The 14,961-nt window shown below is 30.8% G+C and carries 13 protein-coding genes; all 13 read right to left on the bottom strand.

Translation table 11 applies throughout. The annotated features are described in order from the left end of the window. Positions 1-4: 4 nt before the first annotated feature. Positions 5-1,084, bottom strand: coding sequence for a glycosyltransferase (locus C3L50_RS11130; RefSeq protein WP_133158878.1), 1,080 nt, complete (start codon positions 1,082-1,084; stop codon positions 5-7). 45 nt (positions 1,085-1,129) lie between these two features. Beyond that, positions 1,130-1,795 (bottom strand): acyltransferase, encoded by a 666-nt coding sequence (locus tag C3L50_RS11125; RefSeq protein ID WP_207764326.1) that lies wholly within the window; start codon positions 1,793-1,795, stop codon positions 1,130-1,132. Between the two features lie 2 nt (positions 1,796-1,797). Beyond that, positions 1,798-2,937 carry a glycosyltransferase family 4 protein gene (locus tag C3L50_RS11120; RefSeq protein ID WP_103806261.1) on the bottom strand — a complete coding sequence of 380 codons (1,140 nt, stop codon included), beginning with the start codon at positions 2,935-2,937 and terminating at the stop codon, positions 1,798-1,800. Next, complete coding sequence (locus C3L50_RS11115) at positions 2,934-4,259, bottom strand: hypothetical protein (protein WP_103806260.1); 1,326 nt, start codon at positions 4,257-4,259, stop codon at positions 2,934-2,936. The genes C3L50_RS11120 and C3L50_RS11115 overlap by 4 nt, the downstream gene beginning before the upstream one ends. A gap of 13 nt (positions 4,260-4,272) precedes the next feature. Next, positions 4,273-5,514: a glycosyltransferase family 4 protein gene (locus tag C3L50_RS11110; RefSeq protein ID WP_207764325.1), complete on the bottom strand. Its 1,242-nt coding sequence runs from the start codon at positions 5,512-5,514 to the stop codon at positions 4,273-4,275. Next, positions 5,511-6,101: an acyltransferase gene (locus C3L50_RS16590; protein WP_103806258.1), complete on the bottom strand. Its 591-nt coding sequence runs from the start codon at positions 6,099-6,101 to the stop codon at positions 5,511-5,513. Before C3L50_RS16590 ends, C3L50_RS11110 begins: the two co-directional genes overlap by 4 nt. 10 nt (positions 6,102-6,111) lie before the next feature. Continuing rightward, a complete protein-coding gene (locus C3L50_RS11100; RefSeq protein ID WP_103806257.1) occupies positions 6,112-7,221 on the bottom strand; it encodes a glycosyltransferase family protein in 1,110 nt (369 codons plus the stop codon). Positions 7,222-7,518: 297 nt separating this feature from the next. Further along, on the bottom strand, positions 7,519-8,814 hold the full coding sequence (locus C3L50_RS11095; RefSeq protein WP_103806477.1) for an MATE family efflux transporter: 1,296 nt from the start codon (positions 8,812-8,814) through the stop codon (positions 7,519-7,521). 52 nt (positions 8,815-8,866) lie between these two features. Then, positions 8,867-10,279, bottom strand: a complete 1,413-nt coding sequence (locus C3L50_RS11090; protein WP_103806256.1) for a UDP-glucose 6-dehydrogenase — start codon at positions 10,277-10,279, stop codon at positions 8,867-8,869. 103 nt (positions 10,280-10,382) lie between these two features. Next, positions 10,383-10,709: a hypothetical protein gene (locus tag C3L50_RS11085; protein ID WP_165784003.1), complete on the bottom strand. Its 327-nt coding sequence runs from the start codon at positions 10,707-10,709 to the stop codon at positions 10,383-10,385. Positions 10,710-10,913: 204 nt separating this feature from the next. Further along, the gene (locus tag C3L50_RS11080; protein WP_103806254.1) at positions 10,914-11,342 is read right to left on the bottom strand and encodes an adenylyltransferase/cytidyltransferase family protein; all 429 of its coding nucleotides are present in this window, start codon (positions 11,340-11,342) and stop codon (positions 10,914-10,916) included. Positions 11,343-12,050: 708 nt separating this feature from the next. Next, positions 12,051-14,225: a hypothetical protein gene (locus C3L50_RS11075; RefSeq protein WP_103806253.1), complete on the bottom strand. Its 2,175-nt coding sequence runs from the start codon at positions 14,223-14,225 to the stop codon at positions 12,051-12,053. Next, positions 14,222-14,959 carry a hypothetical protein gene (locus tag C3L50_RS11070; protein ID WP_103806252.1) on the bottom strand — a complete coding sequence of 246 codons (738 nt, stop codon included), beginning with the start codon at positions 14,957-14,959 and terminating at the stop codon, positions 14,222-14,224. The genes C3L50_RS11075 and C3L50_RS11070 overlap by 4 nt, the downstream gene beginning before the upstream one ends. Positions 14,960-14,961 lie beyond the last annotated feature (2 nt).

Here is a 14,961-nt window from a genome sequence, read left to right as displayed (position 1 = left end):
ATTTTTAATTAAGAACTTTTTGATATAAATCGATTATTTCTTTTGCCACCACTTTCATTTCATACTTTTCAGAAACTAGCCTTCTTCCTTGAATTCCCATATTTTTCAATTCATCAACCGATGTATGGGTTACTTTTTCAATGATTTTTTGTAAATTTAATACCGATAAGTTTATCCACCAACCACATTGATGTACTTCTAAATCTTCCCAAGGTGTTCCTTGAGTTGTTATTACAGGAACTCCTACTGCTAGAGCTTCGGCAACAACAATCCCAAAATTTTCACTATATGTGGGAAGCACCATTACATCCGCCGATCTTAAAAAATCCCATTTATCTTCACCGTATTTGGATCCAACAAAATGTACATTATTTAAATCCTGAACACTTTGAGTTAAACTTGATATGTAATCTTCATCTCCATTTCCAGCAATTTCAAGAGTCCAACCCAGGGTATTAGAATTTCTCCAAGCATCGACTAATAATTCAATTCCTTTTTTAGGATGAATTCGAGACAGAAACACCATCTTCTTAGTTCCATAATGAGTTTTAATTCCTTTCACATCATTTAAATCAATGCCATTTGGAATAATGTAGATTGGATTTTTGAAACCTAATGCTTTAATATTTTCTGCTTCCATTTTAGCGGTTGCATGAAGACAAACTGATTTTTGTATGGCTTTTTTTTGATATAAAAATAGTGCTATTTTCTTTTTTAATGGGTTATGAGCCAGAATCCAAGGTTCCAACATACCGTGAGGAGAAACAATTACTTTAATTGCTAATTCTTGAGCCACTTTTTGAAAACCCCAGTTTTGAGGGCTCCAAATTCCATTAATATGAACAATATCTGGTCTTTCATTTTGAAGAAAAACACGAAATTCTTTAAGTAAAGCAAACCAATGTAACAAACTATTATTAAAAAACTTAACAGGAATTTCTTCTATATATATTGGATCTTTAGAAACTCCTGTAGCGATACTAAATGAGGTATTCTTATTGAATGATTTACTCAACAAACGCATATATTCTGTTGTTCCTCCACCTCTTTTATCGATACTGGCTATGTAATGAATTACTTTCATTTTTTTATTAAGTTCTTTAATCAATTATTATTTTGTGTTTTATATTTAAAAAACAAAGCCTACTTCTCTAGTAAAATATTTATAATCTTTTGACAATTCTTTAATTTCTCGAGCTGGATTTCCACCATACAATCTGTAAGGAATTGTAAAGGCTTTATTTAATAATGAGCTGGCTCCAAGTACACAATAAGGAGGTAAAATTGCACCTCCTAAAATAGTTGATGCTGTGCCAACAAAGCAATAATCTCCAATGGTTATAGGATGACTATCTTGAATATTTAATTCGATATTAATGGAATGTGTCAATAATTGACTCGAATAACCTGCAATTGTGACAAAATTACCAATTTGAATTACATTGGTACAATCGATATGGTGCTTTTTTGTAATGGAAGAGTGCTGTCCGATAATTAAACTTGATTTACGCTCATTTTGATGAGAAAAATGCTTGGAATTAGTATTAGTAGGAAATCCTGTAATCCAGTTACTTCTTGCTATTGTAGATTGATTTCCAATTGATATAAGATCTAAATGTACAGCTACATTAAAATGTCCAATACTCGAATTCAAATCCATAATCAATTTTTTTGGATAAATCCAAGAAAGCCCAATTCTAGCCGATGGATGAATTTCGTATTTAAAAAAATGGATTAATACCCATCGCTTTAATGGCCATGGTAATAAAACGGTTATCAATTTTAAAAATACCATAATTATTTATTTATTAATTCAATATATTGCTGAATCGTATTATCAAAATCAAACCTTTTTGCATTTTCAAAACCTAGTCTAACGATTTCATTTCTAAACTTTTTATCTTTCAGTTTCAGAAATTGATTTGCAAAAGAGTGTGCATCGTCTGGATCTGCATATAATGCTGCATTTCCACCCACTTCATTCATCATAGGAGCTTTATTACTAGTAATAACAGGTGCTCCACAAGCTTGAGCTTCGATTATAGGCCACCCAAATCCCTCTGAATAGGATGGAAAAATCATAGCTTCGCACATAGAATATAATGCTATGATTTCTATATTAGTAGGATTGTTAATTTGTAAAACTCGATCTGAAACTTTTAATGTTTGAATTAATTCAAGTAAATCCTCATTTAATGCTTCACCAGCTAAAACTAAAATTCCATCCCAATTGTTTTGCAGCTCATAAATCATATTGATTAATAATTTTCTGTTTTTGCGCTCCAAATCCGAACCAACATGCAATATAATTGTTTTGTCTATTAGCTGTTGATACTTACTGAGCTCTGCTCGAATTTGATCTTTTAACAAAGGAATGAATTTTTCAGACAAAGCATTATGAATGTATATCCAATTTTTGATTTTATCTGACTTAGTATCAATACCTTTTAATTGATTTAATGTAAATTTAGAAACTGCTGCCATTTTTTTAGCTCCAGACAAGGCATTTAAAATTATTTTTTGCAAAACTCTACCTGATTTTGTTGCAGAGCAATAGGTATCTGTAAATCCAAGACCAGCCCGTATTGCTAAAACATCATGACAAGTTATTATTGTCTTTGATTTGGGTAAAAAATGAAGATAAAAGGCATTGGAATGATCGCAAATATGGTAGGCTACTTTTCTAGATAAAACAAAATTCAAACTTCTAATGCACAAAAGTTTAACCGGAAATAAAAGAAATTTATCAATATACCCCAACCATTTGAATAGACTTGAGCTAATAAAACCAAGCTTCCCAAATATTTCATTGGGACGAATCACATCTACTTTAAATTTAGATTTCGCATATCCCTCCGCCATCAACACCTCAAAAATATACATACTAAATTGCTTATCAGGCTTATAATTACCAATTAAAATTATTTTAGAAATCATAAAATATTTTTTTGAAGTGGAATTTCATCTTTTTTTAAACTAGCCATAACCAAACCTGCCATAATGATTGAGTAACCCAAAATACTAGGCTGAGCCCATTGCCCCTGAATTATTGCCACACAAGCAGATCCACAAATTATAAAAGGAAGGATTTTTTCTTCTTTTGGTAATCTTAAAGACTTAATCGCAATACTAATGGCTAAAAAAATACGCAAAACGATTAGTCCTCCACCAAAAACAATTCCTTGTTCGCCTGCTAAACGACCAAACTCGCCTTCTGCAACAAGAAATTTTATTTTACCAGATAACATTTGAGCACCAGCATTTGTTCCCATACCCAAATTTCCTACGAACAAAGGTTGCTTAAATAGGTTGACAATGGGATCAATTAAATCGTTTAGCATTCTTAAACCAATAGAGTCTTTAAATCCACCTCCGGCAGTAGATTTGTTTGCCGCATCAACACGATGCATAAACACTTCTGTACTCAAGCTAAATATGGTTGAATATTGCTGTAAAATAATTATTAAAAAATAAAAAACAACACCGATAAAAACTAACTTAAATACCATTTTGAAAGTAGTAACCGATGCAATTATTGCAAATAAACCAACAATAAGAACTCCAACTACCGCACCACGGCTGATGGTTAAAGGCAAAGCAATTATCAAAGTTATTGTACTTGTGTATAATAAAATTTTAGAGCAATAATCTTTAGACAACCAAAAATAAAAAACAAAAACAGAAACAGCTGCATAAAAAATGACCAAACCTGAAGTAAATGAAAATGTACCAGGTGGTCTGCTATATCCCATTGCTCCAGAAAATCCCGCACTCCCCTCTCCGCCAATTCCAATATTAATAAAAGCAGTTTGGGGACTTATATATTGAAAATAAACCACTAAGGTCATCAAAATATTCATCACTAAAAGAAATCTCCCCATTTTGAGCACATCCTCTTTTGTAAAAACTTGCCCAATTATAAAAATCAAGGGGAAATGAAGCAACATAATCCTAGCACCATAAAGACCTACAAAAAGATTACCATGTCCAAAGGTTAAAGTAATTGCTAATCCAAATAAGGTAAATATCACCCCTGCAACAGTATAAGTATTTAAAAATTTATAATTCAAATATAAAGCTCTAATTATTATATAAATAGCAATTGGATCACGTACTACTAATAATGGGGTAGCCAAACTAGGTAAAATCCATTTACGCAAAGCCCCTTCAAAAATCCAAAGTAAAAGATACAACCAAATGGCTATTTTCAAAGAATTATCCGTAGCGGGTTTTAAAATTTTTTCTTCCGTTATATTCATTTAACTCGGTTGATTATAAAAATTTAATTGAAGAAAGTGCATCAGCCATTTCTTGTCCATAAACTGACCAAGGCCTAGTTTGTGCCTTTCTTTGAGCCGCAAGCCCAAATTGTTTCACCAGTTCTGGATTTTCAAGTATTTTAGTTAATACTTGTTTTATTGCAATTGAGGAGGCAGCTGGTACAATCCATCCATCCTCACCATCTTTGATTAAATCAGGTCCAGCCGTACGATCTGTTGTAATAACAGGAACTCCTTGTGACATTGCTTCAGTAATCACCAAACCAAAACCTTCAAAAAGTGAAGGAAAAACAAAAACATCATGTTCTCGCATACAAGATAATACTTGATCATGTGACATTGATGGAATCCATTGGTGTTTTTCTAAAGCTTGATTTAATACTTTACAATTAGGAACCGCTTTGTGTCCCACCACTGTTAATTCTAATTTATCTTGTAACCCTTCAACTGCTTCAAATAAATATGAAAGTCCTTTTCGTTGAGACAAACCACCTGTAAATAATACTTTAAGCTTTCGATTTACTAATGGTAGATATTCTTTTTTTATCACACTGTCAGGAAAACCGTAGGGTATGACTTTTATTTCTGGTAATTTACCTGAATACTCCTCCAATGTTTTCTTAGTAAAACTACTTGCAACAAAAATGACATCTGCCAAGGCTAATTCTTGATCTTTTTTATCCAACTTTGCATTAGAATCACTAAAACCAGTTAGCGTACTTGACCAATCAGGATTGATATCAAACTCTTTTTGCATTAACAAACGAGCACTTTTCCAATAACCAATAGGTAAATCATAAATACAATTAATGCCTAATTGTTTTGCTTTTGTAAAAGTAGCTAATGCTCCATCTTCGTATCCATACACCCCCGTAACCCCTTCTTTTTTAGCTTTAACCAGATTATTAGCTACCCATTTATCGTGATTCTCATAAACTTTATCAATACAAAAAAAGCCTGTTTCGTGTTTTATTAAAAATTCAATATTCAGCTTTGAAGCCAATATACGTCCAAATTCAAAAAAAGAGTTGGATCGGGTAAATGTTTGCCAAGTCTTTTCAAGTCTTCTTCTTTTTAAATCTTTTAACTTAGAATTATTCCCTAGCTTGTGTAATAATTGACCTTGAAAAATAGCAACACAAGTATATAATTTATATAAAATTTTATTTTTATATAAGCCATTAATCAATGCCTTAGTGTTTGCATTTAATGTTGGATGTGAAAACAATATCATTTTAACCATGCGTTATTAGTTGCAAGAAATTCACAAGGATTATAATTCAAAACGTCAATTCTCTTTTTTTCAATTTCTCTTGCAGGATTTCCAGTTACTATTGAATAATCATTTACATTTTTACTCACTACTGCACCTGCACCTACTACTGCTCCCTTACCAATACTTACTCCTGGTAAAATGATGGCATTGGTTGCTATCCAAGCATAATCTCCAATCGAAATTGGTGCTTTTTTATGTCGCCATAATGAATCAGAAACATCGTGAGAAGCACTTAATAGTATCACTCCATCATTTATACAAACATATTTTCCAATAGTCACTTTATCGTGTAGTGCAATCTCAACCCTACCTAAAGTACTAAAATCATCAATTGATAAATTATCTTTCTTCCCATTAATGTTAACAATTCCAATCTCGGCTGTTTCTGATATTATTGCTCCATCATTAATAAGCTTTTTTCGTCTTTTATTATTTTCAATTAATTCTGAAAAGGTCAACAAACGTTTGGCCCAACTAATAAAAAAAGGTTTGCTAAACAGTTGAAATTTAACTCGGTTATTCCATAAATATTTTAGACTAGCCATAATTAATACCTTATTTTAATCCCTTTATAAATTTTATTGCTACAGATTCTAAATTATTCTCATTAGAGGCTATAAATTTTCTATTAATAAACTCATTTATAGATTCTATGTTTTGATAATTTACTAAATTTAAAAACCTTTCTTGATTAAATCCTTTAACTGTCCAATTTCTAGCAACACATAAAACGGGCAATTGATGATCAAACATAGCTGCCAAACTACCACTTTTTTGATTCAATATATAAGGGGTTGTCGAAATTCCATATTGACAACTTGACAACAACATACTAATTTCTGAATCGGTAACAAATCCTGTAATTTCAAAATTAACTTGATTGCCCAAGAATACTTTTTTCCATTCTTCTATAGCAACACCACAGTTTCCGATGAAAATAAAATTTAATTTCCTTTTTTCTTTTGATGAGGACAAAACCTGTTTTAATTCATCAATAAATTTTGCTACAGGTGCTCCATAATGAATACCTCCAAAAACACAAAATCTCAACTCAAATTCATCTGTAACTGTTCTGGTATTTGAGTCTACACTTTTAATAATATTACTAAACAAAGGCAATATTTGCGCATTATATCCTAAAGCTTGTATTTTAGATTGATATAAATCTGTTTGGGTATTAATTATACTATTATTATTTTTTAAAATATTTAAAACTATTTTCTTTTGTAACAAGCCAATACATTTACTCTTAAATGTGGCACCCGAATCCATTCCTATCCACAATTCATGAAACATAATTTGCCATTTATGATTTCCTTTTAATTTCTTTAAAAAGGAAGGCAACCAAAAAGGCAATCCCTTCGGATTAAAACTGTAAGGCACAAATTGTAAACTAATCCAATCGGGTTGAAAATCATTTAAAATATTTTGAGACCAAATAAAACGTTGTTTAGTAGAACTGGATACAGGAATACGATAAACTACAATTTTATTTCCTTCAATTTCCTGAATTTCATTTATATATAAACTAGAATGGTTATCACATAGTGTTAATATTCTAGTTTGATGACCCATAGTAGTCAACATACCGCACAAACGACGCGTATAATCTCCAACTCCATCTTTACCAGGTTGGGCTGAGCCACATATAAAAATAATTCTCATTTTTTAATTTAATTTTTCCTCCAATTTTTATTAAAACACAATGTACTAATCTAACCAACACTAATAAATTTGAATAATAATTTTTAAAGTAGGAGCGAAATATATAATCTTCAATTTTTTCTGACTATGAGCCGACAATAAGATGAACCTCGTGTAGCTTTTTAGACAAAAAAAACAGAATTACCAACTAATACATTCGAGTTAAAATAATCATATTATTTTTTAATAATTGTTTCAGAATCTTTTTTAGCAAAACCATACTTTTTAGGATATTTTGATATTATGTTTTTAATTTATTTACATATAATCATTCAAATTAACTCTATAAAAACTATAAAACACCAATAAAATTGCTTGAACCGAAGTAACTGCTATGTTAAAATACAGAATACCTACTAGTGTAGAAACATCAAATACCATAACAGATGAAATTATTGACAAAATAGTTACCGATATATAAAGGATAGGATTAATAACCCACCCCCTACTATTGTTTAAACCAAAAAAACACACTTGAACAAATGAAATACCTGAACAAATTATACTTAAAACAAGTTCGTGATTTAAGTTTTTATATTTTTTACCAAGTATCCATAATAATTCATTCGAGAAAATACTAGTCATAGCTATTACAAATACCATTAACGCAATACAACCCGCCAATATAATCAATATTGTATTATTTAAACTAGACTTATTTATAGTTAATTTGGCGAAGCGCGGTACAATTAATGTACTAAATATAACTACGAAAAAATTCAATACTACCCCAAATCGACCAATAGCACCAATACTAGCAAGAGAACTAACTGTACCCAATAAAGAAACAATCCAGATTGTAATTTGCCCAGATAAACAAAAAAATATTGCTTCGGGCATCATTCTTTTGACGACAGACAAAATCTCATTCCGAACCAAAGCATTCGGTTTTTGTGTTGAATCAATTCTAGAAAAGGCAATTTTTTTTAATTTAATATTTCCATATAATCGGGGTAATCCACTTGCTAATATGGCTATAAATGTCCAAGGGAAAATAAAAATGGTTATTGCTGTTAACAATAATCTAGCGACTCCTACTTCAATTTGGTTTTTTTGTAAAGGTAAAATATCCTGATGTAGTTTGGGTACTATTTCTAATAAGGTGTCGGACAAGGCTGCAAAAAAAGCAGGAATTAATGAAGTCACTATTAATAAAGTAACTAACCAAGATGCGTCATTATGCAACAACAAATAGATAAGAACAGGCGAGGCAATTAATAAACTTCCGATAGCAAACTTTCTTCTTAAATCTAATCCAGTTGCTAAGACAACTCCTAACTTCTTTTTGTCGTCCCATACTTTTGCGCCTTGTGAAATTACCCCCGTAGAGATTCCTCCATCGGCCAAAACGGTCATTGTACCTAACATAGTATTTGCTAAAGTATATAATGCATATTCATGTAAAGGTAACAAGCGGATAATTAAAATTCCACTAAAAAAACTGACTGCTTGCACAATAACTTGTGCGCCTCCAGTAATAGAAATCAACTTACCCCAATTCAGTATGGTATCATACTTTGGGTGTTGTTTAATTTTAGTTAGTTTTTCTTTCAAGAAATGGAGATAAATAATTAAAAAATAGTTTTTTTTTTTACAATTGATTCTCTTAACCTTTGCCAATCCCTTTTACCTGAAAACCAATTGTAAGTAGTTGTTCAGCATCTAAAATATTACGACCATCAAATACAAAGGCTGGTTTGTACATATTACTATATATTGCTTCCCAATCATAATATTTAAATTCATCCCATTCAGTCAATACAGCTACAGCATGGGCTTGATTTAAAGCTTCCTCTGGTGATTTATAAACAAAAATTTGCTCCAATTTTAAAGCTATTTTTTGTTCATTAAGACCATTTAATTCCCATAAATAACTCATATCTGCTTTAATTTTTGATTCAGAAACTTTAGGGTCAAATATATGAATTTCTGCACCATCTTCTATTAGGTGTTCTGCTACATAAATTGCTGCCGATTCTCTTGTATCATTCGTGTCTTTTTTAAAAGCCCAACCTAAGAAAGCAATTTTCTTTCCGCTCACAGTGTTAAAAAGAGAACTAATGATTTTTTTAGCAAAACGATATTTTTGATAATCGTTTAGAATTATCACTTGCTCCCAATAATTAGCTACTTCTGGCAAATTAAAATAACGGCACAAATATACTAAGTTTAAAATGTCTTTTTGAAAACAAGAACCACCAAAACCTACTGAAGCTTTAAGAAATTTAGGTCCAATACGACTATCGGTTCCTATGGCATTGGCCACTTCATCAACATTAGCTTCTGTAACTTCGCACAAAGCCGAAAGTGCATTTATTGAAGATATACGTTGTGCCAAAAAGGCATTTGCAGTTAATTTAGATAATTCTGATGACCAAACATTTGTTGTTAAAATTTGCTTTGGTGTCAACCAATGTGCATAAATATCAACCAAGGATTGAATAGCTTCTTTCCCTTTTGGTGTTTGTTTTCCTCCTATCAATACTCTATCGGCATTGAATAAATCTTCGATAGCGGTACCTTCGGCCAAAAATTCTGGGTTTGATAATACTTCAAAATGCACCCCATTTCCAGTACTGTCGAGAATAGTTTGCAAGGTTTCAGCAGTACGAACAGGTAAGGTCGATTTTTCAACAATAATTTTATCGTTTTTTGCAATTCTGGCAATTTGTCTAGCACACAATTCAACAAATTTAAGATCAGCCGCCATACCCTTTCCTTCACCATAAGTTTTAGTTGGTGTGTTGACTGCTATAAAGATCATATCTGCGTTATCGATTGCACTATCTACATCGGTCGAAAAAAAAAGATTACGACCACGAGCTTCTCCAACAACTTCTGCAAGTCTTGGTTCGTAAACTGGTAAATTATCTAAATTTTCATCATTCCAGGCAGCAATTCTTGCCTCATTTAAATCGACTACGGTTACTTTGATTTCTGGACATTTCAATGCAATTACTGACATAGTTGGTCCTCCTACATAGCCTGCTCCTAGGCAACAAATATTTTTGATTTTCATTATTATATTTTTAAATAGAAAGCTAAATTGAATCCGAGATTTAATATCCCACTCACTTTAAGTTCTAGTCTAATTATTTTAAAATTGTATATATTATATTCGTTTATTGACAATTAATTGAATGAGATACCATAAGTTTCTTAAGAAGTTGCAAAGACATTCGTTCAGATCCTTTTAGAAATTTTATTTTTTCATAATCAATAGTTTCCAAAAGATATCTGTCCATAGCTTTTAAATCGTCCCATTGAAGGGTTATAGCATAATACATTTGATAATATTTTTGAAGTATCCTAAAAGTATTTTCTCTTATATCTCCTTGAATATTGATTTTTTGATTTCTAGCTGATACTTTTTTTAATTGATTATCCAATTGCAATTTATAATCAGCAATAAGTTGCACAGCTAAATCAAATTCTTCAGAAGTAATCATTTTTTTTTCTTTTGACATCAAAATCCGAACTAATTTATTTAAGAATCTCTTTCGTGAATTGTATTATTTAATTATGACAAACAAAGGATTTGATGATAAACTATCCTTCATATTGACTTCAGTATTGTTTTTCTATGTTTTATTAGAAATCCTAAAACATCTGCTATTAATTTCAACAGCAAAAATTACTGAAGCATTAAATTGTTAATACATTGCATTTAAAAGTTCTTTTTGATACACTTCTTGACGCAAACTAGAACTCGAAAAACGATGGTCTCGGGTATTAAAATACAATTCGATTCCCTTTTCTTCACAATATGCTCTCCCAGTAAAATCTCTATCTTTATATTCATCTCCCACAATGCGCAAATCAATAATAAAAGATTTCAAAATATCTTCTAAATCTTGTTCTGTAGTATAAGGAACCACTTCATCAACAAACTTACAAGCCTTTAGTTGTATGTAGCGTTCTACAACGGTTTGTGTGGGTTTGTTTTTTGTTGGACGATCTATAGTAGGATCGGTCTGTAAACCAACTATTAGATAATCACATTTAAGTTTGGCTTCTTCTAACATTTTAACATGTCCTGCATGTAATAAATCAAAGGCACTAAAGGTTATTCCTGTTTTCATTTTTGTAGGTTTAAAAATTAAAAATTTGGTTGTTTATTATTTGTATTACTTAGCAAAATTTTAGATTACTCTTTTTCAATTTATAGTCTAAAATTTAATAGTTATTTTTCTATTACTCATATTTTTTTAATACTTATTAAATAACACGTTCTAGTCAAATAATTGATTTACAGAATATTAAAAGAATAAAATACAATAAACTATTGTTTATCTATTATTCATCTTTTAATTATTTTCAAAAATATATAAGGTTTTTAAATTTAAATAATAAATCTGTTCAAAAGATTTCAAAATCCGATTAAATACAATTTTTTACAAATATTGTCAATCATTTTCTTGCACTATTAACAAAAAAAACTCCAATTATATAGCAATAGTGACACAAAAAAAATATTTTAAAATAAAAAAAAGGCCCCTCTTTTGTATTACTGATTTGATCTTTCAATGCAAAATTAGCTTGCTGTTAAAGAACATATTTGAAGGGGAATAATTAATTTCTGATAATTTTAATTTGAAAAGTAATTTTATTTAAATAAAAAAATGAATGTTTATGGTGATCAAAGAAGTAAATGTCTATTGCTAAAGAATTGGGCAATAACCATTAAAAAGAGGTTCAGATTAAATTGTCTTAATCCGAACCTCTAACATATGATTTAAAAATTGTAAAAAAATGAAGTCAAACAGAGTTAAAAAAACCTGTTTCAAATTTTATTGAGTTACTAAAAGTTGTGGATAAGGATTAGGCGTAGCATTTATAAGTACCGTTGGAACATTATCTTTAACGTTTACCAACAGCTTATTCAATGTAGGGTTTGCAACTAAATTACTATTTACAAATACACCTTGTGATATCCCATAAGTTCTTGTAACATTTCCTTTGATTGTTGAATTCAATATGTAATTACTCATAAGATAATGCACAGTTGATGAAAATACAGGAATATTATCCAATAAGTTACAACCTTCCATAAAACTTCCTTGAGCTCTTATTATTGCATCAGTAGTAGCATTATTATAAAAATTACAGTTGTATAAAGCTAAAGGAGAATCACGGATAATATTAGCCCCTTTGTGATTAGTAAAATCACAATTAGCAGCAATAGGAAAATTGTTTCCAGAAATATCGAAAGCTAAAGTGTTAGCATCAAATTTACAATTTATCCAGGCGTTTAAATTATCTGCTCTTGTAGCTTTCATTGACACTGCTGTTCCACAATTCAAATATTGTCCATTATAAAAAACAACTTTGTCAACATAACCTGCATCAGCAAAAGTATAAGTTGGATGAGGATCTTGAAAAAAACCTACGGTACAATTTACAAAACTTACGCTATCAAAAAAGCAATTGTCAAGTCCAAAAATTCTATATAAATGAATCCCGTATTTCTGATTTCTAAATACAACATATTTTAAATTCGTAAATGCAATCATATCCATTTCATCTGGTGCATACAAACCAGCACTTCCTCCTTGTAGAGTTAAATTAGAAAGGACAAAATTATTATCACCTGAAGCAGATTCGGCTAGAGTAATTAAAGGAAAGTCATCTGTCAAACCAATAATAACTGTTTTTCCAGTACCCGCACCAATAATTCCCTTTGTGCCATCTACAATCATAGATAGAGTTGAACTTATGTAAAAAACCCCTTCTGGAAGTTCAGCAATACCTTTAGTATTTATTAAGTTTTGAATATAACTTGTACTATCTGTTTTCCCTACTCTATTTGTTGCCCAATTCGCACCTGAAGGGTCTGGCAAAGTTTCCCAAGTTGTCCTTGAAAAAGGAGTGTATTGCGTTCCTAATATAGCATTGGCTAATGTTGAATTTGAAATTGTAGAAGTTTGAATTATGCCGTTTAAAGTTATATTCTTGTCGTTTGTTCCCGCAAAATGAGATTTTAAATCAAATCCGGTAACGGTTCCAGAACCTCTCATATAATCATCGTCTGCCCCTTTGTAATAAAGCACATTCGTTTTTGCAGCTACAGTTGGAGAACCACTAGTTCCTTCTCCTTTTATGTATTTATTAAAAAAAAATAAATTATTAGCATCAATATTAAAAGTTGGCGTTTGAACAGTAGAATATCCATTTCCTCCACCAAAATCTGTAATTTTTACATTACCCATATTTTGCATACTCAACATTGGCTTTTTTCCTGCACCACTAAAATTCCAAGCTTCACTATCTAATCCAACAAACGTTATTGATTGTAAATTTTGAATATCTGTAGCATCTCCAGCAGGCGTTAAAAAGTTTGAATGTAAGTGAACATTTCCAAAACTTGGAGTTGTATTATTCCCTTTCATAACAAGCATATTGGAAACCCCATGTACTTGATGTTTTATAAATTTATTATTTCTAAAATAACCAGATGTACTACAATCAAAATTTATAGTACTCATTACATTAATGAATAAATTATTTTCTAACATAGCATTAGTAGCTTTTATATTGGCCCACTTAATAGTTTTAAGCGTACAATTAGAAATAACTCCTCCTGCTTGAAAAATTACATCTTTACCTGATGGAAATAAATCTTGTAAATACACATTACTACTTCCTGCCGCAATTGTTATATTAGAAACTGGGGTCAAAGTAGGATGTCCATATAATCTTTGATTACTTCGCATTACAATATTAACTCCAGAGTAGTCCCCTTTTTCTAATCTAACAGAACCATATTTATCTAAAGCAGCTTGAAGAGTTCCTTTTTGTGCAATTGGCAATAAATAAGCCTTAAAATAGTCAATTTCTTCTAATTGGTTATTTACTACAGGCAATACTGGAAGCGCTTGTTTTCGTGGTTCTTCAATAGCATAATTGTAATTTTGCGAAAAAACTACAGTTGAAAAAAGCAAATAAAGGAAAATTATATGTTTCATTGTCCAGAAATTATATAAGAATTTAATCCTGTTTTTCTAAGCATCCCAAACCTTACGTTTCCAGCAACACTATTAAACTGTGCACTACCATTGGGATTATAATTTATTGTTACACCTGTAGCCGCTTGTATTGTAAGGACAGCACCATTATGGGCTTCAAAATTAATAGTATCTCCCACTACCATTGCTCCAAATCCAGAAGTCAATGTCAATGTAGCTGATGTTGTACATTCTATCGTATTATTTATATCTGTACTAGCAATATTTCTAGAAGAAGTAAATGAAATAATTGCAGCTTTATTGGCATTTGTTCCATTTGCACCTACTAATCTTTCAGCAGTTTTTGCGTGTAAAGCATAAGGCACGCTCAATAGCTGCGTAACCCCAATAATGCCATAATTTGTTCCTCCAGTTACATCAACTTGTGTTTCAATAAAATAAGGGCCTTTTTCCCATGCTAAACCACTAAAAGTTCCGTTAGCAATAACACCTGTACCGATTTCAAGAGAAACTAGTCCATTAGCATTTGTCTTAACATTATGAGTTTCTTCATAAACATTAGTTCCTGTTACCGCACTTTGATGTACAATAACTTTAAGGCTTATATTCGTATTGGTTACCAAAGCATTATTTTGTTTTCTAATAATTGCTTGATAACTCATTTTTTCTGGTGCTTGTGCAAATACATTAAGCGCAACGGTCACAAATAATAGTATAGTAAGTGTAAGTTTCATTT

The organism is Flavobacterium alvei (assembly GCF_002920895.1).
GTDB lineage: Bacteria > Bacteroidota > Bacteroidia > Flavobacteriales > Flavobacteriaceae > Flavobacterium > Flavobacterium alvei.
Note: the sequence above shows the minus strand (reverse complement) of the source record. Positions and strands in the feature narration are given on the sequence as shown.